This window comes from Collinsella sp. AM20-15AC (genome assembly GCF_003471405.1).
Lineage (GTDB): Bacteria > Actinomycetota > Coriobacteriia > Coriobacteriales > Coriobacteriaceae > Collinsella.
Window position 1 is genome coordinate 17,933 of record NZ_QRJA01000012.1, and the last position, 21,717, is coordinate 39,649.

The following is a 21,717-nucleotide window of genomic DNA, read 5'->3' on the forward strand; positions in this document are numbered from 1 at the left end:
ACCTGCCTTAGGGTGGCGCCGGGACGCCGTGGGGATGATAAACTCAGCAAGTTTAGCCAATCCCCACGGGTGGTGCTAGGCGCGCTCCTCGATAGCACCGTTTCTATATGCATCGAGCAGCTGGCGCAGGTCTTGGATCTGGCTGCGGATCTTGGCTCCGGAATCGGTGTCGCTCACCATGCGGCGACGGTCTGCTTGGTCAAAACGGTTGGTCTCGCTCTCGATGTCCACGTTGCGCGTGAGTGCCTCGGCAACCGTCGTAAAGGCCCGGTGCGACTTGAGGCGGCAGCCGCGCGAGCTCGAGATGAGCGTATAGCCGGCGATACCCGTCTTGGGGTGGTAGGCGCGGCAGAAGCCGCCATCGATGACCAGCAGCTTGCCCTCGGCGCGGATGGGCTGCTCGCCCTTGGTGGTCTTGACGGGCGTGTGGCCGTTGATGATGTGACCGGTCGGTGAGCATGCCATGGGCGCGACGCCAAACTCGCGCATGATGTCATTGCAGACCGAGGGCGACTTGGTAAGCGTAAAGTACGGGTCCATCGGCTCGACCCAGGTGCTCTTATCGGCGATATAGGCGCGCTCAAAGGTGCGCACCAGGCGTCCGCTGGCGGGTGAGTTAAAGCCAATCCACAGGTACCACATCCAGTCGAGAGCGTCGCGGTCGCCCACGCGCCAGGCGCGGCGGGCGATGTGGTCGCAAAAATCGAGATAATCGCGGCCAGCGTGCCAGGTGCCCAGGCAGTTCATGCTGCTAAAGGTGCCGTCTTCGTTGAGCGGCACGCAGCCATGGAACAGCAGGTTGCCGTTGGCGACCTTGTACATCGAGCCGTGGGAATAGAGGAAATCGATATGGCGATGCAGGTGATCGGCGGTGACAAACTCGGACACGAGCTTGTCGATGATGTGCTGCTCTTGGGGCGTGAGCGAATAGGGGTCCGCCGGGTCGACGGTGGGGAAGTCATTGGTCGTGAGCTGCCACACGCTGCCGTCGGCGAGCGTGACCGCGCCGGCGTCGTGATCGATCTTGTCGAGCAGCAGGCGGTCGGTCATATCGAACTCGGGGTGGCGCTGGATAATCTGGCCCTCGAGCTTAAAGAGCAGCACGTTGATGGCCTTGATCAGCGGGGTGATGGGCTCACCGGCGGTGTAGGCGGCATCGGCAAAGGCGACAAGCTCACGCAGCGAGATGCCGTAGTCGTTCTCCAGGATCTCGTAGTTGTCGTAGCGTAGGTTGTTGCGCAGCACCGTGGCGATGCAGGCGGGCTCACCGGCCGCAGCGCCCATCCACAGCAGGTCGTGGTTGCCCCACTGGATGTCGAGTGAATGGTAGGTGAGCAGGCGGTCCATAATCTTGGCCGCGCCGCCACCGCGGTCGAAGATGTCGCCCACCAGGTGCAGGTGGTCGACGGCCAGGCGCTTGATGAGCGAGGCAAGCGACTCGATAAAGTCGTCGGCGCTTGCGGTCTCCAGGATGGACTCCACGATGCGCTCGTGATAGCGCACGCGATAGTTGTTCTCGTCCGGGTGCGTGTGCAACAACTCGTCGATGATATAGGCGTAATCGCGTGGGATGGCCTTACGCACCTTGGAGCGCGTATAACGGCTCGAAAGCGAGCGGGCAACCATAATGAGTTGGTCAAGCATCGTCTTGTACCAGGTGGGCGAGTCCTCGCGCTGGCTGCGGACCAGCTCGATCTTCTCGCGCGGGTAGTAGATGAGCGTGCACAGCTCGCCCTTCTCGTCAAAGGAGAGCGTTTCGCCAAAAATCTCGTCGACATGCTCGCGCACGACGCCCGAGCAGTTGTTGAGGATGTGCATAAAGGCTTCGTACTCGCCATGCACGTCGCTCATAAAATGCTCAGTGCCTTTGGGCAGGTTGAGGATGGCCGAGAGGTTGATGATCTCGGTAAACGCGGATTGCTCGGTGGGAAACTGTCTCGACAGCAGGCGCAGATACTTGAAGTCTTGCGGATTGCGATCGAATGCGACCATGAAACACCTTCCGATAGGGCTGGTAAAACTGATAAACAGCGTAAAACGTTTATCAGTATGCGCCGCTTTTGTTTCGATTGGGGATGGGCAGCCGAATTGTTAGCCGAACGGTTTGGTAAATCGATTTAGTGGAGGTAGATATGGCGGTTGAGTGGAGACGACAGAGGGTGTTTTCTCAGATATTTATGCGTGGGGCCGGTGGAGACGATGGTGGTAAAGATGTTCGCTATTTTTGGTTCGATTTGGTAAATAGTGGACATATGTACCGTATGTAGGCTCACTGTGCGATAATTTGCGCAGCAATGAGTAAGGAGCCTCATATGAGTGATTTTGTCCTGACCTGTGAATCCGCCGCCGACCGAACCCGTGAGTTCTTTGCGTCGCGCAATATCCCTGTCGTGTGTTTTCATTACGAGATCGACGATGTTGTCTATACGGACGATCTGTATCAGTCGATTACGCCGGACAAGTTTTTTGCCCAGATTGCCGCGGGCGCCATGCCCAAGACGTCTCAGGTGAGCGTGGGTGAGTACGAGGAGTTTTGGGAGCCGTTTGTTGCCGAGGGCAAAGACGTGCTGCACCTGACGTTGTCATCGGGTATTTCGGGCACGTATGGATCGGCCTGCGTTGCGGCGCAGATGCTCGCGGATCGCTATCCCCAGGGCGGCAAGGTGCGCGTCATCGATTCGCTGGCGGCGTCTTCGGGCTTTGGCCTGTTGCTGGAATATGCCGCCGACGTGCGCGATAGCGGGGCGTCACTCGACGAGACGGCCGCTTGGATCGAGGAGCACAAGCTCAACCTGCACCACTGGTTCTTCTCGACCGATCTGTCGAGCTACCTGCGCGGCGGTCGCATTTCGGCCGCGAGCGCGATCATCGGCACGGCGCTTAAGATTTGCCCGCTTATGACGGTCGATTGCGAAGGTGGGCTGTCGCCACGTGAGAAGATTCGCACTAAGAAGCGCGCGATTTCCGAGATGGCTAAGACCATGATGGCACACGTGCAGGACGGTGCGGATTATTCGGGTAAGTGCGTCATGTCGCACTCGGCGTGCCGCGAGGATGCCGAGGCAGTTGCGGCGCTGATCGAGGAACAGATTCCGCAGCTTAAAGGCAAGATTGAGATCAATAACATCGGTACTCTGATTGGCTCGCATACCGGACCTGGCACGGTGGCGCTCTTCTTTATGGGCGACAAGCGCGTGGATTAATTTGCCCCATCACATCGCTGCATGATTGCTCAAACGAAAACGGCCCGCCTCACGTTTGTGGGGCGGGCCAAGATGTTTTGCTAGCGTTTCTTTCCGCGGAAGAAGAAGCCGTGCAGTGACGGCTTGAGGCCGCGGTTGGCGCGACGCTCCTCGATATGATCGTGGATCGAAGCGACGCGCTCGATAACCTCGTCGGGAATCGGCACGTCGGGATTCATGTTCTCGACCTGGCTGACCTCGGCGGCGGCGACCTGGTCGATAATGGGCACATCGTCGTGCGAGATGACAGGCGTGGCGTCTTCTTTCATCTTGCGGTAGCGCTGCATCATGTCGGTCTGTAGCTGCTGGGCCGAAGGCGGTGTCCAGATGATGGCGTTGGCACCGGCGGCGATGGTCTCGCGGATGCTCTCGGGCGTCTTGCCGCCCGGCGCGATGAGCGGCAGGTTGGGATAGTGCTCGCGCAGTTCACGCAGGACCTGCGGCGTGTTTTTGCCAGCGGCGATGTTAAGAATCTTGGCGCCGGCGCGCACCTTGGCGTGAGCATCGTCGTCGCAACGTACGACCGTGGCGATGACGGGGATGTCGGCGATGTTGGTGATGTGCTCGACCATCTCGGCGGTGGCGGGGGAGTTGACCACACAGCCCGCCGCACCCTGCATCTCGGAGACGGCTGCCATCTGAACGGAGCGCTTGCCGGTGGTGGTGCCACCGCCCACGCCTACGAAGACCGGGCACTCGGCGACGGTCAGCAGCGCCTGCGTAATGGCGGGCTGCGGCGTGAAAGGGTAGACCGCAAAGACGGCATCGGCGTTGGAGTTGCGGATAACCGCGACATCAGTGGTGTAAATGAGCGACTTGATGCGGCGGCCGAAGAGCGTGAAGCCGCTGGCCTCCTCGATCTCGTCGGGCATGCGGAGGGCCGCCTTGCGCAAACGCCCGTCGATGGGCAGGGGCTCCATAGGGAGCAGGCCGTTGGGCGTGACGGCTACCTGGGGCTCGGTGAACTCGTCTGCGAGCTCGACCTCGGAGAAATCGACCGAGGCGACGATGTCCTCGTGAACCTCGGCGGGCACATCGATGGGAGCTTGGTCGTTTGCCGCGGCAGGCGTGTCGAAGGAGCTGGTGCCGACGAAGGCGTCGACGCGCTCGTTTAGATCGTTGAGGGTATCCATGGAGGCTCGATTCTATGTGATGACGGCCGGCAGGGTGCCGGCAGCGTTGTGCTTGCTAAATCGTTTGACGAGTTGATTTTTCCCCGCCGCGTCCTCCGTTAGACCGAAGGGCGGCGAACGTGAAGGAGCTGTGGTGGCGGTGATCGAGGTGCTATCTTGAAAGTCCCGTTTAAAAGAGAGGTGACGCGGTATGGAATTTTCGGCAATGTTGGGCTCGATTGGCCTATGCGTGGGCGCAATCGTAGCCGCCGCGGTCATCTACTTTGTGGTCACGGCCATTAAGGGCAAAAGGGCCGAACGCAAGGAGCGCACGATGCTTAAACAGCATCGCGACCAGCAGGGCAAACGCGCACGGAGATAGCTTGTTGAGTTTTGGATCCGTGCGCTAGCTGCGTTTTCGGATCAGGGCAATGTAGAAGCCCTCAAATTCGCGGCTGGGCGGAATGGTGAGCGTGCCGGGCAGGCCGTTGGCGATGGCCGATACCTGACCCGCGGCAATGGCCTCGGTCAGGGCGTTGGACTCGATGCGCGGCTCCTCACCAGCTTCCTGGGCACGGCGTGCCTCACTTTCGCTTGGCGTGCCGTCGAGGGGGATGAGCTCGCAGTCCATATGCTTGTCGAGGGCTTCTTGCAGGGCGTCCTCGTTTTCCTGCGGCAAGATCGAACAAGTCGAATAGACGAGCGTGCCGCCCGGTTTGAGGGCTCCCATGGCGCGGTCCAGAAGCGCACGCTGCGAGCGGGCGCATTTGACGAGCAGCTGCTCGGTCAGGCCGCGCAGGCTTTTCTCGTTGCCGCTGATGACGGTGCCCGTGCCGGTGCAGGGAGCGTCGAGCAGGATGCGGTCAAAGCGGAAGAACTCGTCGAGCTCGCGTGCGTCGGTGCGCATGACGGGCACGTTTTTTGCGCCTTGGCGGTGGAGGTTGGCTTCGAGCTTCTCGGCGCGGGGAATGCTCATCTCGCAGGCGGTAAGGTGCGCCTGCCCCTGCGTGAGGGCGGCGATCTGCGTCGTCTTGCCGCCAGGGGCTGCGCACATGTCCAGGATGTCCTCGCCTGCCTGTGCGCCCAGGACCAGCGGCGGCATCATGGACGACAAGCTCTGCAGGTAGATCTTGCCGTCGCGGTAGATGTCGAGGTCCCACAGATCGGAAACCTGGGCCTCGGGCAGGATAAAGGCGTCTGGGTACCAGGCGACGGGGTTGTGGGCGATGCCGGCGGCATCGAGCGCCGCAGCGATGTCCTCGGCGGTCGCCCTGAGCGTGTTGGCGCGCAGTGTGACCGGGCGTGTGGCCGCGGCGCCGAAGCCCTCGATCATGAGCTCGGCATCGGCGGGCGCATAGGCGCCGGCGACCGTGTCGACCATAAAGCGTGGCAGGTCGGCAGCGCAGGGAAGGGCGGCAAGCTGGTCGGAAAGCTCAGTAGCAGCAAACTGCCTAAGCTTGAGCTCGGGCTTAACCGGCTTTTTTTGCTTACGACGACGCGGCTTGGACATCCGTCTTTCCTTCCCACCCCAAATTGACTACTTTCCGGACACGCCGCTGCTGGCGTGCTTTAGTACTGGCTCTCGTGCTTGCTGAAGAAGTCGAAGCGCGGGGGCAGCGGCTTCACGCGGTGCTCGCCGGGCTTCTCGCCCAGGATCTCCACGAACTCGTCCGTGGAGGCAAAGATGTTATCCCAGCTAAAGAAAGCGACCGGGTCGACGTCGAAGTACTCGCAGATGAGCTCGCAGCCGGCCGGCACAATACCGTGCATCAGGACGGTCGCCACGCGCAGCTCGGTAAAGGCGTCGACAAGGGCCTGCGTCATCGCGGCATTGGCCGGCTCGCCCTCGAGCTTGTTGGCGGCCTTGGAGGCGTCGCTCCAGCGCTTGTTGGCGGCGCGCAGGTAGTCGTCGCACACGGCAAGCGCGCGGTGCGTCTCGAACTTGTACATGGCCTGCTCAAAGGCGAGGGCTGCCTGCTGGGCGGCTTCGACCACGGTGTCAGAAGCGGCACCGGCGGGGATGCAGCCGTTGCGGTAGGGGCTCTCGTCGCCTTCCTTGACGGCGACGCCGTAGAAGCAGCTGCGGGCCAGACGGTTGAACACGCCGGTCAGCAGCGCGCTCTCCTTAAGGGCCGGGTCGATAACGCGCTTGTCGTCGCAGGCGCGCACCTCGTTGCCGTCCTTGTCCTTGCCGGTCACGCGGGTGTCGTATGCCTTGGGGCTAAAGCTCACCGGCTTCTCGGACAGGCCGAGCGACAGCCAATGCGCGCGCATCTGCTCGCAGGTGTAGTGATTGAGCAGGTCGTCTGCCGGCGGGGGAGGCGTCTGCGAGGACGAGCTGGCCTTTTTGCCCATGTAGAGCAGGTGGTAGCAGGCGCTGACGGTGCTCTGCGTGAGGTCCCAACCCAGGGCCTCCCACATGGCGGTCTGCGCGATGCAGTAGAAGTAGATGTTGTCCTGACCGATGAACTGGTAGATCTGTGCGTCGTCCGAGCACCACCAGTCGCGCCAGTCGAGTGAGCTGTGCTGGTAGGCGGGCGCGGGGACCTGCGTGGAATCGGCGGCGGGCTCGCCCATGAGGGCGGCATCCTGGGCGGCGACACCCTCGGTCACGCCGGCGGCCTTGGCATCGCGTGCGAGTACGGTGCGGGTGTAGCTGATGGGCGCCCACAGGCTCTCGGGCCAGCACCAGCAGGTGACGTCGGAAACGCCGTCGACCTCGGGCACCGGAACGCCCCAGCCGATGTTGCCGGTGATGCGGAAGGGCACGAGCGCCTTACCGCTGCGGAAGCGCACGCCGCCGTTGGCGAGCACCGCGTGGGCGTCGTCGCGCTCTTTCCAGCTGGGGAAGGTGACGGTAAAGCTGCTCTTGTTGCCCTCGGGCTCCAGCACGGTGTGCTCGGGCAGCTGGTCCTCGACGGCGTCGAAAGCCTCACGGAACTTGTTCTGAATATAGAGTTGTGCCGGCAGCAGCCACTCTTCCATGGTTTTGGAGACCACGGAGCGAACCTGCGGGTTCTGGGCGAGCTTGGCGGTGTAGGTCTTCATAAAGTCGAGGTAGGCCGGAAGGTCGAAGTAGAGGTTGTCGACCGGGCGCAGCTCGGGCACCTCGCCGGTGAGCTGGCTCTTGGGCGCGATGAGCTCCTCGGGCTCAAACTGGTGACCCAGGTCGCACTCGTCGGCATAGGCTTTCTCGGACTTGCAGCCCTGAATGGGGCAGCGGCCGATCACCTGGCGGCCGTTGAGGAACGTGCCGGCCTTGGCGTCGTAGAACTGCAGCGTGGAGCGCTTTGAGATAGTACCCTGCTCGTGCAGGCGCTCGATAATCTCGGCGGTTACCTCGTTGTGAATCTGCGCAGCCGGCTCAAGACCCGAGCCGCCGTAGATGTCGCAGCTGATGTTGTAGTTGTTGAGGGTCGCGGCCTGGCGGGAGTGATTGGACTCGACATACTCGCCGATGGACTTGTCGTAGCCCTCGTTCTCCTTGAGCTTGCGGTAGCTCTCCATGATGGGCGAACCGTAGCAGTCGGTGCCCGAGGTGAAGATGACGTTTTCGCGGCCCAGGCGGTCGCGCAGGAAGCGGGCGAAGAAGTCGGCCGGGACAAAGACGCCGCCGACGTGGCCAAAGTGCAGACCCTTGTTGCCGTAGGGCTCGCCGGCGGTAACGATGGCGCGGCGCGGCCAGCTGGGACGGTCGTTCATGGAGTATTTGGATGCCATGGGACTCCTTCGCATATAGGTAAGAGCGCGGCCGGGCACGGGGTTCGGCGGCGCGGTGGTCAATTCGTGCATATCGTTCGACATTATCGCACATGCGGGCGGGTGCGTGGCAGGGGCGCTATCCTAAGATGCTATGAATGAGATTTCCAACATACATGCGTTTGAGGACGAGGATTTTCTACACGCTTGCTTCGTGTGGGGGATGGCCGTGATCGCAGTGTTTGCCGTGTGCCTGGTGCCGGTGTTTATGCTGTTGGGCGGGCCTGCGGACTTGGACGCGGCTGAGGCGGGCGGCTGGATGGCTGTCGTGGGCTGGATAGTCGGCTTGGCTGCGGTCTCAATGGCATCGTTTGCCGTGCACGAGCTGGTGCATGCGGTGTTTTTTAAGCTGCTGGCGCCTGCGGGCGCGCAGGTGACCTTTGGGGCGAATCGCGAGACGGCGATGATCTATGCCTGCGCCGAGGGCGTTGTGTATTCGCGCCGGCGGTACATGGCGGTTTGCCTGGCGCCGACGGTTGTTGTGACGACAGCGTTTGCCCTGGGGTTTGCGTTCTCGGACTATCCGCTGCTGTGCTACCTGGCGGCTGGTCTGCACTTGTCGGGCTGTGTGGGTGATTGGTATTACGTGCGGACCATTCTGCGCGACCGCCGTATCGTCGCCTGCGAGGATACGTCCTTTGGCGTGCGCTTTTTCGCAAAGTAGTCTTTTTGGGACGGGGCTATTTTAGCTGCCATGATGTCGGGGTGAGTTTTCTGGGACGGGGATGTCGATGAAGTCGTTGTTGCTGCATGCGTGCTGTGCACCATGCTCGCTTGAGCCGGTTCGCCTGCTGCGCGAGGAGGGGTTTGAGCCCACGATTTGCTGGACCAATCCCAATATTCAACCGCGCGATGAATGGCGGCGGCGTCTGGACGAGCTGCGCCGGTGGTGTGCCGATGGCGACATCGAGCTCATCGAGGCGGGGGAGGACCGCGAGCGCTGGGAGGCCGGCGTGGCCCCGCTGGGTGCCGATCGGCCCCGTCGCTGTCGCTCGTGCTATGCCTTGCGCTTGGCCGAGGCATGCCGCGTTGCCCAGGAGCGCAGGTTTGAATATGTGGGTACGACGCTCGCCGTCTCGCCGTATCAGCTGTTCGACACCTGCAATGATGTTTTGGAGCGTCTGGCTGCCGCCCGCGGTCTCACCCCGGTGATTCGCGATTTTCGCCCGTATTATCCCGAGGCTACGCGCCGTTCGCGTGAGCTGGGCATGTATCGGCAGAATTACTGCGGCTGCCGTTTCTCGGCGGTCGAGGCGGCCATGGATCGCGCCCGCATCCGCGACGAGCGCAAAGCCGCCAAAAAGTAGTTCGTTTGGGACGTCAGCCTGCTAGGATGTAGAGCGGACTTTAGCTATATAAGGAGTATCCGACGTGTCTATGCGTACCGATGATTTTGACTACAACCTTCCTGAGGAACTGATTGCCCAGGCTCCTGCCGAGCCGCGCGACTCCTGCCGCCTGCTGGTGGTGGATCGCAAAGGCTCCCAGGCGGGGAAGCCGCTGGAGCACGGCGGTACCGTTGAGCACCGCATCTTCCGCGACATTATCGACTATATCGAGCCGGGCGATGTGCTCGTCATCAACAAGACGCGTGTGATGCCGGCCCGCCTGATCGGTCGCAAGACGGGCTCGGGCGGCGTGGTCGAGACGCTGCTGCTCAAGCGCCGCGAGGACGTGGATCCGCTCGGCCATGTTTGGGAGTGCCTGGTCAAGCCGGGTAAGCGCCTGAAGCCCGGTGCTCAGATTGAGTATCGCGCCGGTGGCGCCCATGCGCCCGAGGGGGCTCCCGTGGTGCTGACGGCCGAGGTCATCGACTTTGTCACCGATAGCCGCGGAGGCCGTCTGGTGCGCTTTGAGCCGGCCGGCTGCAATGCCGCCGGCGAGCCGCGCACGCTCGACGAGGCCATTCATGCTGCCGGTCACGTGCCGCTGCCGCCCTACATTACCGATTACGAGGGCGATCCCGAGAAGTACCAGACCGTCTACGCCATGAAGGAGGAGCACTCGGCTGCCGCTCCTACGGCGGGTCTGCACTTTACCCCCGAGCTCATGGCCGCTATCGAGGCCAAGGGCGCGAAGTTTGCCGCCGTCGAGCTCGAGGTGGGTATTGATACCTTCCGTCTGGTGGAGGAGGACGACCCCACGCAGCACGTCATGCACACCGAGCGCTACCACGTGTCGCAGGAGGTTGTCGACGCCGTGCATAAGGCGAAGGCCGAGGGGCACCGCGTGATCGCCGTCGGCACCACCGCGGTGCGCTCGCTCGAGAGCGCCTTTGACGCTGAGGCACCGGTGTCCGATCCGGCCGTGACGGCGCGCTATTTTGAGGGCCGCGAGGATGGGGCCGATACGCTCGGCCGCGGCGACATCGTGGCGCGCGAGAACGCTACGACGCAGCTCTACCTCATGCCCGGCTCGACCTATCACGTGGTCGACGCGCTGATCACGAACTTCCACGTGCCGCGCTCCACGCTCATGATGCTCGTAAGCGCGCTTGCCACCCGCGACCAGATCATGGATGCCTACGCCGCTGCTATCGAAGAGCGCTACCGCTTCTTCAGCTTTGGCGACGCGATGCTCATTTTGTAGGTTACGGCGTTTTACAAACGCCGTAACCGGCCGACGCTGCAAACCCCCCTAAGCGGCAATCTGACGTTCAATCGTCGGGCATGACCAGAAGGTCAATGCCCCCCTCTTTCACGTCACCTTGCTCGCTTAGGGGCGTTTTCGCTGACTTTGCCAAAGCATCGGCAGGTACTCATTGGGGACGTACTTAAATGAGTGCCTGCAGAATGAGAGTGGATAATCTCCCGTTTTAGGCGTGTTTCTTCGTCAAAAGTGGGAGATTATCCACTCTCATTAGGTGGCACTTGGGGACGTTCCTTTTTTGCCGGCACCTGGGGACAGTCCTTGTAATCGTTGGGGAGTGGTTACTTGCTCGCGAACAGCCAGATCAAGATGATCACTAGAACTACGGCGACGATGCAGACGATGGCGCCGGTGAATTTGATGCGTGAGTCGCGGGTACGCTCGCGCACCGCGTCCTCGGTGGCCTCGAGCTGGGCGACTTCTCGCTCGGTCTCGGTGTGTTCGGCATTGTCTCGGGCCAAGGACCCTGCAAGCGACTCGGTGATCTCTGGGTGGTCGTGCACCTCGGTCGCCTGTTCGATGATCGACTGTGCATGTGCGGCATCTGCTTGGGCGTTGGCGATGGTCTGCTCCTGGTCGCGGCGCGCCTTGTCCTCGGCAGCGATCTTCTCGCGCAGTTCGCGCTGACGAGTCGCGGCGGCGGTCTTCGCCGTCTGCAGCTCGTCGCGCGCGGCATCGGCTTCGGTCGTCACGGCTTGGTGCGCGCGTTTTGCGTCGGCGATAGGGGCTTGAGCCTGCTCGACGGCCTGCTCGGCTGCGGCAAGCGAGTGCTCAAGGTCGGCGGTGATGCGCGGGACATCTTCTTCGGCTTTACGCAGGGCATCTGCCGTGTCGGAAATCTGCATCGAGAGCTCGCTGGTGCGCACCGTATAGTTGGCGGGATTTGCCGAGGGATTGCGTTGCAGCTCGGCATACTCATGACGCAGCGTCTCGAGCTGGGCGCGCGTGGCGTCGACGGTTTGTTGTGCGGCGGCAATGCCGGCGTCTCGCTCTGCCTTCACCTTGTCGCGGATGCGCTTGGAATCCTCAAGACGTCGAACGAGGCGGTTGCCGGTCTCGCGTGAGCTCGCCTCGCGGGCCTCCACGGCGTCGAGCGCGGCCTTCAGGCGGAGCTCAGTCGCGTCATCCTCTGTCTTCATTTGTTCGAGCTGACCCTTGAGCTCTGTCGCTTTGGAGGCGTGGACATCACGGTCAATCTCGGCGACCGCTGCAGTCTTTTGGGCCGTGGCAATCGCCTGGCGCTGGTCGGCGACGATCTGGTCGTAGCGGCCTGCGATATCCTGGCGCGTCTCGAGTTCCTCGGCCTGATCGGCAATGCGCTGCTCAAGTTCGGCCAGGTGGGCGCGGGCATCGGCAAGTGCCTTTTTCGCGGCGTTCATCTCGCGCATGGCCGAGGCGCCCTGGGCGATAAAGGTGCCCACGGCGTTCGCAGTGTTCGAGACAGCGGTCCCCAGATCGCGGCTCGCGGCGGGGGAGTGCGGGACAGTCGGGCGAGCGGTGTCGGCAGCGTCCGCATCGGCAGTCTGCGGCACGGCGATATTGCCGGTACCGCCTTCGATCACAGAAAAGCCTGCTGCGTGCGGGTCGACCGCATCGGTGCCAATCGTGGGATGCTCGAGCTGCAGAAACGAGGGCATGGTGCTGCCCTGGTCGGCAACCGGAGTCTCGCCGGGTACGAAGGTCGAGGCTGCCTCGGCGGCCTCCTCTTCCTCGGCGTCAACGTCAGCGTCGGCCACGGCGTCTTTCATCGCTTTGACGGCATCCATCATGGAGTCCATGACGGCGTCGAGCTCTTCTTCCGAAGAAACCTCGATAGGGCCCGCAGCTTGCGGAGCAGCATCCTGTACGGGGCGGTCGTCCTGAGCGGGCGCATCGTCGTTTTGCTCGTCTGCATCTTCGGCGCCAGGGGTTTCCGCCGTAGCGCTTTCGTCCAAGAATGGGCCGTCGAGGTCAATATCATCGCAGGTCACAGCGTCGGCATCTGCAGTGACGTCTGCGGAATCATCAATATGCTGTTGAGTCTGGGGGTCCAGCTCGTCTGTCATAGGCATGTGCTCCTCATCGTTGTTTGTCACCCTATGATAAAGTCTCGCGCCGACATCCCGCGCGCTGCAGCAAAGTTTCAAAACGTGTTCGATGGCTCGCGTCGATAGCAAAAACTCGGCCACTTTATCCAGTTTGTACTTGACATTCCCTTCGCCGAAAGACGTTGCGCCGTTCGCCTGCCAGGGGCTTTATTTTTCACTTGAACCCGCTAAAGTTGCATTTCAGCTTTTGGCGCGTGAAGTTGGATGCGCGCAGTCGACGGGCAGGCCCGTCGCGATTTGAAAGGACTTTATATGGGACTTTTCACTGGTAAGACCGTGATCGTCACCGGCGGCGGCAAGGCCACGCTCAAGGACGGCTCCGCTGGCTCCATCGGCTACGGTATCGATATCGCTTTTGCCAAGGAGGGCGCAAACCTCGTCATTACCGGCCGCAACGTTGCCAAGCTCGAGGCTGCCAAGGAATCCCTCGAGGCCGAGTACGGCGTCAAGGTTCTGCCTGTTCAGGCCGATGTCTCGGCTGGTCAGGACAACGAGGCCGTCGTCCAGAACGTCATCGACAAGGCTATTGAGGAGTTCGGCCGCATCGACGCCGTCGTCAACAATGCTCAGGCCAGCGCTTCGGGCGTGACGATCGCCGATCACACCATGGACCAGTTCAACCTCGCCATTTACTCCGGTCTGTATGCCACCTACCTGTACATGCAGAAGGCCTACCCGCACCTGAAGGAGACCAAGGGCTCCGTGGTCAACTTTGCTTCGGGCGCCGGCCTGTTTGGCAACTATGGTCAGTGCAGCTATGCCGCCGCCAAGGAGGGCATCCGTGGTCTGACTCGCGTTGCCGCCAACGAGTGGGGCAAGGACGGCATCAACGTCAATATCGTTTGCCCGCTTGCTTGGACCGCCGCGCTCGAGAACTTCCAGGATGCCTATCCCGAGGCGTTCAAGGCCAACGTCCACATGCCGCCGGCGGGTCACTACGGCGACGTCGAGAAGGAAATCGGCCGCGTCGTCGTTCAGCTCTGCGGTCCCGACTTTAAGTATATGAACGGCGAGACCGTCACCCTCGAGGGCGGCATGGGCCAGCGTCCGTAGGGTTACGCGGTTTTACCAAACCGCGTAACGGGTCGACGCTGCGCGGTCACCAGGGCGACAACTTGTCATTCAAAGAGGGCGGCATGACCAGAAGGTCAATGCCGCCCTCTTTTCATGCCAATTTGTTCGCCCTGGTGACCGCTCGCTGACGTTGTCAAAACATCGGCGTTGCCAAAACATCGGCGTTGGCGTGGCTGGTAAATAGCTCCACTCATCGGGAACGTACTTAAATGAGTGCCCGCAGAATGAAAGTGGATAATCTCCCGTTTTTGGGCTGTGCTTTGGGCAAAAGTGGGAGATTATCCACGCTCATCCGGTAAGCGTCCAAAAATCCACGCTCATTTGCCGTGTCCCTGCCGTATCCTCCTCGCGCCAGTTTCTGTCGAGTCGGTGCTTCTTGCGGGTTGCTCGTATAATGGTCTGCGTATGAACCGCAACCAAGGAGTTCCAGTTTATGGATCAAAACCTCTTTAAATTCGACCTGATCGCCGAGGACCCGACCACGCACGCGCGTGCCGGCGTGCTGCATACCCCGCACGGCGATATCGAGACGCCGATCTTTATGCCCGTGGGCACCAAGGCAAACGTCAAGGGCATTCCCACCGAGACCGTCAAACAGCTCGGCGCGCAGATCGTGCTCGCCAATACCTACCACCTGTCCATGCGCCCCGGCGAGGACACCATCGCCGAGCTGGGCGGACTGCACAAGTTCATGAACTGGCACGGCCCCATCCTCACCGACTCGGGCGGCTTCCAGGTGTTCAGCCACAACGACGCCGTCAAGCTCACCGACGAGGGCGTGCGCTTTATCGTCAACGACTACGACGGTCGCCACGTGTTCTGGACGCCCGAGGACAACATGGAAATCGCCATGAAGCTCGGCTCCGACATCTGCATGCAGCTCGACCAGTGCCCGGGCTATCCCGCCACGCGCGCCTACGTTGAGCGCGCTGTTGAGCTGTCGAGCATGTGGGCCGAGCGCTGCTATAAGGCTCATACCCGCGATGACCAGGCGCTCTTTGGTATCGTTCAGGGCGGTATGCACCTGGACCTGCGCCTGCGCTCGCTGCGTCATCTGGAGGAGTGCGGCGATTTTCCGGGTTATGGCATCGGCGGCTACTCGGTGGGCGAGGACCACGAGACCATGTTCGAGACACTGGCGCCGCTGGTTTCCGAGTACATGCCTAAGCACAAGCCTCGCTACCTCATGGGCGTCGGCAACCCTACCACGCTCGTGCGCGGCGTGGGCGTGGGCATCGACATGTTCGACTGCGTGCTGCCGACGCGCACCGGCCGCATGGGTACGGCGTTCTCCAGTGAAGGTCGCCTTAACTTCCGCAACGCGCGCTTTGCGCACGACGACGGCCCCATCGATCCCACCTGCACCTGCCCGGTGTGCACGGGCGGCTACAGCCGCGCGCTCATCCGTCACATGGTCACGCAGAAGGAGATGCTCGGCGGTATTCTGCTGTCGATGCACAACATCTATTACCTGCTCAACCTTATGCAGCGTGCCCGTCAGGCCATTATCGAGGGCCGCTACGGCGCGTTTGTGAGCGACTGGATGAACAGTCCTGCGGCGGTGGACTACTAAGAGCGGCGCGAGCGCTTGCAGAGCGCGGGCAACGGCAAGGTGCGAGCGCCGGCCGGTCATCACGTTCGCTAACACTGTCTGCGCGACCGATGACCGATAGCTTGCAAGCACTTGATGCATCGTGGGTACCATACCGAATAGTTGATGTTCGGGCGGATGTTTGGCGCATGGCGTCGACCCCGCCCGTTTTTCTTTTTCTCGATAGGAGTATCCCATGATTAAGAATGAGAACGTCGAGGGCGAGCCAGCCTACGACGAGACGTACCGCCGCGGCCCCGTGGTCATGCGCGGTCCCATGATTCCCAAGGACAACACCTACGCCAACCTGCTGGCGCCCGAGGACTCGACCGACTGGCTGCATGCTGATCCGTGGCGCGTGCTGCGCATCCAGGCAGAGTTTGTCGATGGTTTTGGCGCGCTTGCCGAGCTTGGTCCTGCGGTGACCATCTTCGGTAGCGCCCGCACGCCCAAGACCGATCCGCTCTACAAGGCGGCGCGTACCGTCGGGCGCAAGATCGCGCAACGTGGCGTGGCGGTCATCACCGGCGGCGGCCCCGGCATCATGGAAGCGGCCAACAGGGGAGCGGCGAGTGTCAACGGCAAGTCGGTCGGCTTGGGTATCGAGCTGCCGCACGAGCACGGGCTCAACAAATACGTGAACCTTGGCATGGACTTCCGTTACTTCTTTGTGCGCAAGACCATGTTCGTCAAATACAGCTCGGGCGCCATCGTGTTTCCTGGTGGCTTTGGTACGCTCGACGAGATGTTCGAGGTGCTCACGCTGGTACAGACGCACAAGGTCAAGCGCATGCCGCTCGTTTTGGTGGGAACCGAGTACTGGCAGGGCCTGTTCGACTGGCTCAACGGCCCGGTGATGGACGCCGGTATGATTAGCCCGCTCGATCCGGAGCTGGTGCACATCACCGACGACCTCAACGAGGCCGTTGACATTGCGCTCAGCGGGCTGATGTAGATCAATCGTGCCCACGCGACATGAATACGCATGGCAATCTGATGTTATCTAACATCAGATTGCCATGCGTATTGGGTATACTGGTGTAAAAGACGAGGGCGAGGAGGTCGCAAATGTCTACAGCAACAGTTAAGCCTACGACGGTTCGAATCGAAGAGGGGCTCAAGGAGCAGGCGACTGAGTTCTTGGATTCGGTCGGCCTCAGCCTCAATTCCTATCTCAATCTTGCTGTTCGGCAGCTGGTAAATCAGCGAAAGATTCCTTTTGAGATTGTAGGAAGGGCGGAGGTGCCCAACGAGGTGACGAGGCGCGCCATGGTGATCGCCGAGGCTCATGAGCTGGGGATTTTGCCGGACGATAGCCTGTCATTCAATAACGCTGATGAGCTTATGTCATTCCTCGATGAGGAATAGCGATGTTCGAGATTAAAGTCGAGGCTCAATTTAAGGTGGACTACAAACGAACGATGCGCATGCATCCGCAGCTAAAAAGTGAGTTTAAAGCGGCGGTTGCAGAGCTTGTGGCTCATGGGTCACTTCCGGCGGAGTATGGCGCCCACGAGCTCTCAAACCCGGGCGGAAACTACAACGGCCACATCGATTTCCACCTATCCGATGGCTTGGTCGATGTGGTCGTTCTTTATCTTCCCCATAAGACTAACCCAGTGATTAGGCTGGTGAGAATGGGCACTCATCAGGAACTGTTTCAGGGTCCGCTGGGCTGATCGCCGATTTCTAAGTTGCGGTGGAATAGGGATTGATTTGCGGCTGATAAGCCAAAAACAGTTCCTATTCCACCGCAAGTGGTAAAGGTGCCCCTAGTGGATGGGCTGGTAACGAGGGCAGTAGCTGATGGCGATGGCGTCGACGCCTACATGGGTGGCGATGGTGCAGCCGATGGGGCCGGTGCCGGCGTCCACGTAGTCCCGGCCTGCGAGCGCTTGGCTGACGAGCTTTTGCTCCTCAGCGGCGCCGGTCGTGAGTACGCGCACGCTGGAGCCCGGATGCTCGGCCAAAAATGCGAGGCAATCGGTCATGGTGTTGGCAACGATGCGCTTGGCGCCGCGGCCCTTTTTGACGGCCTTGATCTCGCCCGATTTCCACTCCGGCGAAACGGCCAGGCGAATGTTGAGCATCTGCGTCAACTGGCCGGCGAGCTTGGGCGCGCGGCCGTTCTTAACGAGGTTCTCGAGCGTGCGCGGAATCAGCAACAGGTGGGCGTCGGGCAGGGTCGCGCGGATCTGCGCCTCGGTCTCGTCCAGGCTGCGGCCGTCCTCGCGCATGGCCAGCGCGTACTCCACCAGCAGGCCCTCGGCGCCCGAGCCGGTGCGCGAATCGATGCAGCGCACGTCGAGCTCGTGGGTTTCGGCCGTCAGGCATGCGTTGGCATAGCAGGCGGACCACTCGCTGCATAGCGAGATAAAGATCGCGCTATCGTGGCCGTCGGCGCGTACGCGGTCGAAGAGTGCCTTGAACTCGCCGGCGCTCGGCTGCGAGGTGTGCGGCAGCTGCTCGGAGCCGGCCATGCGGGCGACGTACTCCTCGGCGGTAATCTGCACCTGGTCGAGCAGGTCCTCGCCCTCGATAATCACATGCAGCGGAATCACGTAAATGCCGAGCTCTTGGGCGCGGGCGGGGGAGATGTCCGACGTGGAGTCGGTTATGATGGCAAAAGACATAATTGCACCTTTCGTTGGGGCGCGGCAGCGCCGCCTTCTGAAAGCAAAGTGCGACAAGTATAGTGGAGTTGCTCTACATTGCTAGGTTCAATTGTTGAATAGTCAACAGTTTGAAGCGGTGGTGTGGAAATCATCAACTGGGGAAGAAGGGTGCCGATGGCGGCATTGCAACTTTGCGAGCGGCCGGTTGTGCTGTTCGATTTTGACGGCACGGTGGCAGATACGGGCCGGGCGGTGATGACCTCGACGCGCAAGACGCTTTCCGCGCGCGGGTTTTCGGAAGCGCAGATGGGTGATCTGCGCCGCATGATCGGGCCGCCCCTGTGGAAGAGCTTTCACGACTTTTACGGCTTTTCCCGCGAGGAGTCGCTTGTGGTGGCCGATGAGTACCGCGCCTTTTTTGATGAACTGGGACCGGAGGAGTATCCCGTGTTCAATGGGGTCCCCGAGCTGCTGGATGGGTTGGTCGCCCAAGGCAAACGTATGGCCGTGGCGACGTCGCGCATGGAGGCCAAGTGCATCGACATGGTGCGTGAGCTCGGGCTCTCTCAGTTTGAGGCGGTGATTGGCATGAATCCGCCGCAGGGACGCGAGACCAAGGCCGATTCGGTCCGCGATGCCCTGGCGGCGCTCGGCGCGACGGCCGACGATGCCGTGATGATCGGCGATCGCTTTAACGATGTGGAGGGCGCGCACGCAATGGGCGTGCCGTGCATCGGCATCTATTCGGGCGCGGCGGCGCCGGGCGAGCACGAGGCGGCGGGTGCCGATGCGGTGGTGCACTCGGTGACCGAGCTTGCTAAACTTTTCGCTATCTAATGACGTAATGTGAGGGGCGAGCGCGCTCGCCGCTCATTGGTAAGGAGGTCGTCCATGAATCAGGTGGAGCAGAGCGTTGCCGAATATGTCGACGAGGTCTGGGAAGATGTCGTCGCCGATATCGAGCAGCTGGTGAGCTATCCGTCTGTGGCCGTTGCTGCCGATGCGGAGCCCGGTGCGCCGTTTGGCCGCCCGGTCCGTGACGCGCTCGATTGCGCGCTCGGCATTGCGCAAAAGCTCGGCTACCAGACGAGCGACGACGAGGGCTATGTGGGCATTGCCGATATCCCGGGCCGCGGTGACAAGCAGCTCGCGACCATTTGCCATGTGGACGTGGTGCCCGCCGGCCCCGGCTGGAACACCGACCCGTTTGCGATGGAGCGTCGCGAGGGCTGGCTGCTCGGCCGCGGCGTTATCGACGACAAGGGTCCTGCCGTGCTGTCGCTCTACGCCGGCGCCTATCTGCTCAAGCACGGTATTACCCCGCGCTACACCTTCCGCGCGCTGCTGGGCTGCGATGAGGAAGTGGGCATGTCCGACGTTCACCATTATCTGGAGAACCACGCGAACCCCGACTTTCTGTTTACGCCCGATGCCGAGTTCCCGGTCTGCAATGCCGAGAAGGGCCAGTTTGGGGCGACGTTTGTGAGCTCCAAGATCGACGGCGGGCGCATTGTGTCCTGGAGCGGTGCCGAGGCGAGCAACGCCATTCCGTCGCAGTCTATCTGCGAGCTTGCGATTGCCGTCGATGAGCTGCCGGCGCCCGTTGAGAACGCCGACCGCCTGGAGATCACGGCGCTCGATAACGGGCATGCGCAGATTTTCGCCCACGGCATTGGCGGTCATGCCTCGATGCCCGAGGGAACGGTCAATGCCGTCGGCCTGATCGTGGCGTATCTGCGCGAGGCCGAGGATGCGTTTGGTGCGCGCGACGAGCGCCTGCTGACGCCTGCCGAGCACGAGTTCGTTAAGTTCTTGGCCTTTGTGCACGCGGATGCCTATGGTCGTGGCCTGGGAATCGATGCGACGAACACGGCGTTTGGCCCGCTCACGTGCAACCCCGGCGTCATCCGCGTGGTGGATGGCCACATTGAGCAGGTCATTGACGTGCGTTTCCCCGACAGCACGAGCGCCGATACCATCCGCGAGCAGCTCGAGCCACTTGTGGGCCGCTTTGGCGTGACGTATCGCGTGGGTCGCGCAAAGGTGCCGTTCTCGGTCTCTGCCGACGACCCGGCCGTGAAGGCGCTGATTGACACCTATAACGAGTTTACGGGTAAGCATGCCGAACCCTTCGCCATGGGCGGTGGCACGTACGCACGCAACTTTGCCCGCGCCGTCTCGTTTGGCCCCGAGGAGACCGGCCTGGAGCTGCCCGCATGGGGCGGCCAGATGCACGGCCCCAACGAGTGCGCCAATGAAGAGCAGCTCAAGCAGGCGCTCAAGATTTATATCGTGGCAATCCTGCGCTTGAACGAGCTGGAGCTTTAAGGTTTCGCGGTTTCCCAATCTAAGTTGCGGTGGAATAGTTCCTAGAATGGGCCATTTGATGGCCAAGCAGGAACTATTTCACCGCAACTTTGTTTTTATTGGTGTAAAAGGCGGGTCATGCTTGGTGGCGGGTTTGTTATTCGTTTGTAAAGCCGAGCCGCGCTTGCGGTAAGGGTCTATCAGATGCCCGTAAAAAACCGCAGTTGGCGCGGGCGCTGCCCGGTCGGGGCCGTATCTTTCCAAACAGCAAAGCGGGCAGGGTGCCCGCGAGTCGCATGTATGAAAGGAAGATCATGCTCGATCAGGCTTATTCTCGTCGTCAGTTCCTCGGCCTCGCCGGTGGTCTTGCCAGCATCGTCGGACTCGGCCTCGTTGGCTGCGGTGGCTCTAGCGCCGCCGACACCGCTACCGAGGGTAGTGCCGCCGCTGCTGCCGAGTCCGTCTCCGGCGAGGTGACCTACGACGGCGCCTCTTCGTTCCAGGCTCTCGTCGAGGCCGCTGCCGAGAAGTTCATGGACGCCAACCCCGACGTCTCCGTCTCCGGTTCGGGCAACGGTTCGGGCAAGGGCCTGACCGCTGTCGCCGCCGGCACCGTCACCATCGGCAACTCCGATGTCTTCGCCGAGACCAAGCTCGAGGCCGACCAGGTCAAGAACCTCGTCGACCATGAGGTCGCCGTCGTGGGCATGGGCCCCGTCGTCTCCAAGAACGTCAAGGTCGACGACCTGTCCCTCGAGCAGCTCAAGGGCATCTTCTCCGGCCAGATCACCAACTGGAAGGAGGTCGGCGGCGACGACGCCACCATCGTCGTCCTCAACCGCAAGGCCGGCTCCGGTACCCGCGCCACTTTCGAGGCCGCCGTCTTTGGTGACGAGGCCGTCGACTTTAAGGGCGACGCCGAGCTCGACAAGTCCGGCGACGTCCAGACTCAGATGGGCAGCACCGACAACGCCATCTCCTACCTCGACTTCTCGCACTTCGACGACTCCAAGTTCAACGCCATTAAGGTCGAGGGCGTCGAGCCCAAGAGCGCAAATGTCACCGACGACTCCTTTAAGATCTGGGCTACCGAGCACATGTACTGCGCGAAGGACGCCGACGAGGCCACCAAGGCCTTCCTGGAGTTCATGCTCTCCGACGACGTCCAGGGTAAGCTCGTCGAGGAGCAGGGCTTTATCCCCGTCTCTGCCATGAAGGTCGTCAAGGACGCCAGCGGCAAGGTCTCTGCTAAATAAGCAATCGCCCCCGGAAAGGTTTGCA

Annotated in this window: 19 protein-coding genes; 13 read left to right on the forward strand and 6 right to left on the reverse strand. The window is 61.7% G+C overall.

The genetic code is table 11. The features are described 5' to 3' along the window. Positions 1-75: 75 nt before the first annotated feature. Positions 76-1,992 (reverse strand): fructose-1,6-bisphosphatase, encoded by a 1,917-nt coding sequence (locus tag DW233_RS05350; RefSeq protein WP_118267107.1) that lies wholly within the window; start codon positions 1,990-1,992, stop codon positions 76-78. Between the two features lie 320 nt (positions 1,993-2,312). On the opposite strand from DW233_RS05350, the gene DW233_RS05355 reads away from it, so the two are divergent. Further along, a complete protein-coding gene (locus tag DW233_RS05355; protein WP_117839725.1) occupies positions 2,313-3,203 on the forward strand; it encodes a DegV family protein in 891 nt (296 codons plus the stop codon). An 80-nt stretch (positions 3,204-3,283) separates the two neighbouring features. On the opposite strand, the gene DW233_RS05360 is transcribed toward DW233_RS05355, so the two are convergent. Then, positions 3,284-4,375 (reverse strand): hypothetical protein, encoded by a 1,092-nt coding sequence (locus tag DW233_RS05360; protein WP_117583993.1) that lies wholly within the window; start codon positions 4,373-4,375, stop codon positions 3,284-3,286. 190 nt (positions 4,376-4,565) lie between these two features. Here DW233_RS05360 and DW233_RS10225 point away from each other — a divergent pair, with 190 nt between their 5' ends. Beyond that, the gene (locus tag DW233_RS10225; RefSeq protein ID WP_156333777.1) at positions 4,566-4,736 is read left to right on the forward strand and encodes a hypothetical protein; all 171 of its coding nucleotides are present in this window, start codon (positions 4,566-4,568) and stop codon (positions 4,734-4,736) included. Between the two features lie 24 nt (positions 4,737-4,760). On the opposite strand, the gene DW233_RS05365 is transcribed toward DW233_RS10225, so the two are convergent. Next, complete coding sequence (locus DW233_RS05365; protein ID WP_117839727.1) at positions 4,761-5,864, reverse strand: RsmB/NOP family class I SAM-dependent RNA methyltransferase; 1,104 nt, start codon at positions 5,862-5,864, stop codon at positions 4,761-4,763. Between the two features lie 59 nt (positions 5,865-5,923). Next, the gene (locus DW233_RS05370; protein WP_118267109.1) at positions 5,924-8,074 is read right to left on the reverse strand and encodes a class I tRNA ligase family protein; all 2,151 of its coding nucleotides are present in this window, start codon (positions 8,072-8,074) and stop codon (positions 5,924-5,926) included. Between the two features lie 133 nt (positions 8,075-8,207). Here DW233_RS05370 and DW233_RS05375 point away from each other — a divergent pair, with 133 nt between their 5' ends. The 3 genes from DW233_RS05375 to queA all read left to right on the forward strand — a co-directional run bounded on the left by DW233_RS05375 (position 8,208) and on the right by queA (position 10,702). Beyond that, positions 8,208-8,777 (forward strand): DUF3267 domain-containing protein, encoded by a 570-nt coding sequence (locus tag DW233_RS05375; protein WP_117564474.1) that lies wholly within the window; start codon positions 8,208-8,210, stop codon positions 8,775-8,777. Between the two features lie 67 nt (positions 8,778-8,844). Further along, positions 8,845-9,420, forward strand: coding sequence for an epoxyqueuosine reductase QueH (locus DW233_RS05380; protein WP_118267111.1), 576 nt, complete (start codon positions 8,845-8,847; stop codon positions 9,418-9,420). Positions 9,421-9,490: 70 nt separating this feature from the next. Then, on the forward strand, positions 9,491-10,702 hold the full coding sequence (gene queA / locus DW233_RS05385; RefSeq protein ID WP_118267154.1) for a tRNA preQ1(34) S-adenosylmethionine ribosyltransferase-isomerase QueA: 1,212 nt from the start codon (positions 9,491-9,493) through the stop codon (positions 10,700-10,702). 341 nt (positions 10,703-11,043) lie between these two features. Here the strand turns inward: queA and DW233_RS05390 are convergent, their stop codons facing one another. Beyond that, a complete protein-coding gene (locus tag DW233_RS05390) occupies positions 11,044-12,807 on the reverse strand; it encodes a hypothetical protein (RefSeq protein WP_118267113.1) in 1,764 nt (587 codons plus the stop codon). A gap of 294 nt (positions 12,808-13,101) precedes the next feature. Between DW233_RS05390 and DW233_RS05395 the strand changes: the two genes are divergently transcribed. From DW233_RS05395 to DW233_RS05415, 5 genes are all read left to right on the forward strand, one after another. After that, positions 13,102-13,902: an SDR family NAD(P)-dependent oxidoreductase gene (locus tag DW233_RS05395; RefSeq protein ID WP_006235414.1), complete on the forward strand. Its 801-nt coding sequence runs from the start codon at positions 13,102-13,104 to the stop codon at positions 13,900-13,902. A 454-nt stretch (positions 13,903-14,356) separates the two neighbouring features. After that, positions 14,357-15,496 carry a tRNA guanosine(34) transglycosylase Tgt gene (tgt, locus tag DW233_RS05400; protein ID WP_022093813.1) on the forward strand — a complete coding sequence of 380 codons (1,140 nt, stop codon included), beginning with the start codon at positions 14,357-14,359 and terminating at the stop codon, positions 15,494-15,496. A gap of 214 nt (positions 15,497-15,710) precedes the next feature. Beyond that, on the forward strand, positions 15,711-16,469 hold the full coding sequence (locus DW233_RS05405; RefSeq protein ID WP_117629061.1) for a TIGR00730 family Rossman fold protein: 759 nt from the start codon (positions 15,711-15,713) through the stop codon (positions 16,467-16,469). Positions 16,470-16,582: 113 nt separating this feature from the next. Next, positions 16,583-16,882 carry a type II toxin-antitoxin system RelB/DinJ family antitoxin gene (locus DW233_RS05410; protein ID WP_055250873.1) on the forward strand — a complete coding sequence of 100 codons (300 nt, stop codon included), beginning with the start codon at positions 16,583-16,585 and terminating at the stop codon, positions 16,880-16,882. A 2-nt stretch (positions 16,883-16,884) separates the two neighbouring features. Then, positions 16,885-17,193: a type II toxin-antitoxin system YafQ family toxin gene (locus DW233_RS05415; protein WP_055250871.1), complete on the forward strand. Its 309-nt coding sequence runs from the start codon at positions 16,885-16,887 to the stop codon at positions 17,191-17,193. Between the two features lie 93 nt (positions 17,194-17,286). On the opposite strand, the gene DW233_RS05420 is transcribed toward DW233_RS05415, so the two are convergent. After that, positions 17,287-18,147, reverse strand: coding sequence for a DegV family protein (locus DW233_RS05420; protein WP_118267115.1), 861 nt, complete (start codon positions 18,145-18,147; stop codon positions 17,287-17,289). Positions 18,148-18,270: 123 nt separating this feature from the next. Here DW233_RS05420 and DW233_RS05425 point away from each other — a divergent pair, with 123 nt between their 5' ends. The 3 genes from DW233_RS05425 to DW233_RS05435 all read left to right on the forward strand — a co-directional run bounded on the left by DW233_RS05425 (position 18,271) and on the right by DW233_RS05435 (position 21,692). After that, positions 18,271-18,966, forward strand: a complete 696-nt coding sequence (locus DW233_RS05425; RefSeq protein ID WP_233547951.1) for an HAD hydrolase-like protein — start codon at positions 18,271-18,273, stop codon at positions 18,964-18,966. Positions 18,967-19,020: 54 nt separating this feature from the next. Next, on the forward strand, positions 19,021-20,457 hold the full coding sequence (locus DW233_RS05430; protein WP_118267119.1) for a M20 family metallopeptidase: 1,437 nt from the start codon (positions 19,021-19,023) through the stop codon (positions 20,455-20,457). Positions 20,458-20,750: 293 nt separating this feature from the next. Beyond that, positions 20,751-21,692 (forward strand): phosphate ABC transporter substrate-binding protein, encoded by a 942-nt coding sequence (locus DW233_RS05435; protein WP_118267121.1) that lies wholly within the window; start codon positions 20,751-20,753, stop codon positions 21,690-21,692. The last annotated feature ends 25 nt before the right edge of the window (positions 21,693-21,717 follow it).

Coding starts and splice junctions, on each gene's coding strand:
- DW233_RS05430 (WP_118267119.1), top strand. CDS start 19,021: ATGAATCAGGTGGAGCAGAGCGTTGCCGAATATGTCGACGAGGTCTGG.
- DW233_RS05410 (WP_055250873.1), top strand. CDS start 16,583: ATGTCTACAGCAACAGTTAAGCCTACGACGGTTCGAATCGAAGAGGGG.
- DW233_RS05415 (WP_055250871.1), top strand. CDS start 16,885: ATGTTCGAGATTAAAGTCGAGGCTCAATTTAAGGTGGACTACAAACGA.
- DW233_RS05420 (WP_118267115.1), bottom strand. CDS start 18,147: ATGTCTTTTGCCATCATAACCGACTCCACGTCGGACATCTCCCCCGCC.
- DW233_RS05370 (WP_118267109.1), bottom strand. CDS start 8,074: ATGGCATCCAAATACTCCATGAACGACCGTCCCAGCTGGCCGCGCCGC.
- DW233_RS05375 (WP_117564474.1), top strand. CDS start 8,208: ATGAATGAGATTTCCAACATACATGCGTTTGAGGACGAGGATTTTCTA.
- DW233_RS10225 (WP_156333777.1), top strand. CDS start 4,566: ATGGAATTTTCGGCAATGTTGGGCTCGATTGGCCTATGCGTGGGCGCA.
- tgt (WP_022093813.1), top strand. CDS start 14,357: ATGGATCAAAACCTCTTTAAATTCGACCTGATCGCCGAGGACCCGACC.
- queA (WP_118267154.1), top strand. CDS start 9,491: ATGCGTACCGATGATTTTGACTACAACCTTCCTGAGGAACTGATTGCC.
- DW233_RS05360 (WP_117583993.1), bottom strand. CDS start 4,375: ATGGATACCCTCAACGATCTAAACGAGCGCGTCGACGCCTTCGTCGGC.
- DW233_RS05355 (WP_117839725.1), top strand. CDS start 2,313: ATGAGTGATTTTGTCCTGACCTGTGAATCCGCCGCCGACCGAACCCGT.
- DW233_RS05395 (WP_006235414.1), top strand. CDS start 13,102: ATGGGACTTTTCACTGGTAAGACCGTGATCGTCACCGGCGGCGGCAAG.
- DW233_RS05380 (WP_118267111.1), top strand. CDS start 8,845: ATGAAGTCGTTGTTGCTGCATGCGTGCTGTGCACCATGCTCGCTTGAG.
- DW233_RS05390 (WP_118267113.1), bottom strand. CDS start 12,807: ATGACAGACGAGCTGGACCCCCAGACTCAACAGCATATTGATGATTCC.
- DW233_RS05350 (WP_118267107.1), bottom strand. CDS start 1,992: ATGGTCGCATTCGATCGCAATCCGCAAGACTTCAAGTATCTGCGCCTG.
- DW233_RS05365 (WP_117839727.1), bottom strand. CDS start 5,864: ATGTCCAAGCCGCGTCGTCGTAAGCAAAAAAAGCCGGTTAAGCCCGAG.
- DW233_RS05405 (WP_117629061.1), top strand. CDS start 15,711: ATGATTAAGAATGAGAACGTCGAGGGCGAGCCAGCCTACGACGAGACG.
- DW233_RS05435 (WP_118267121.1), top strand. CDS start 20,751: ATGCTCGATCAGGCTTATTCTCGTCGTCAGTTCCTCGGCCTCGCCGGT.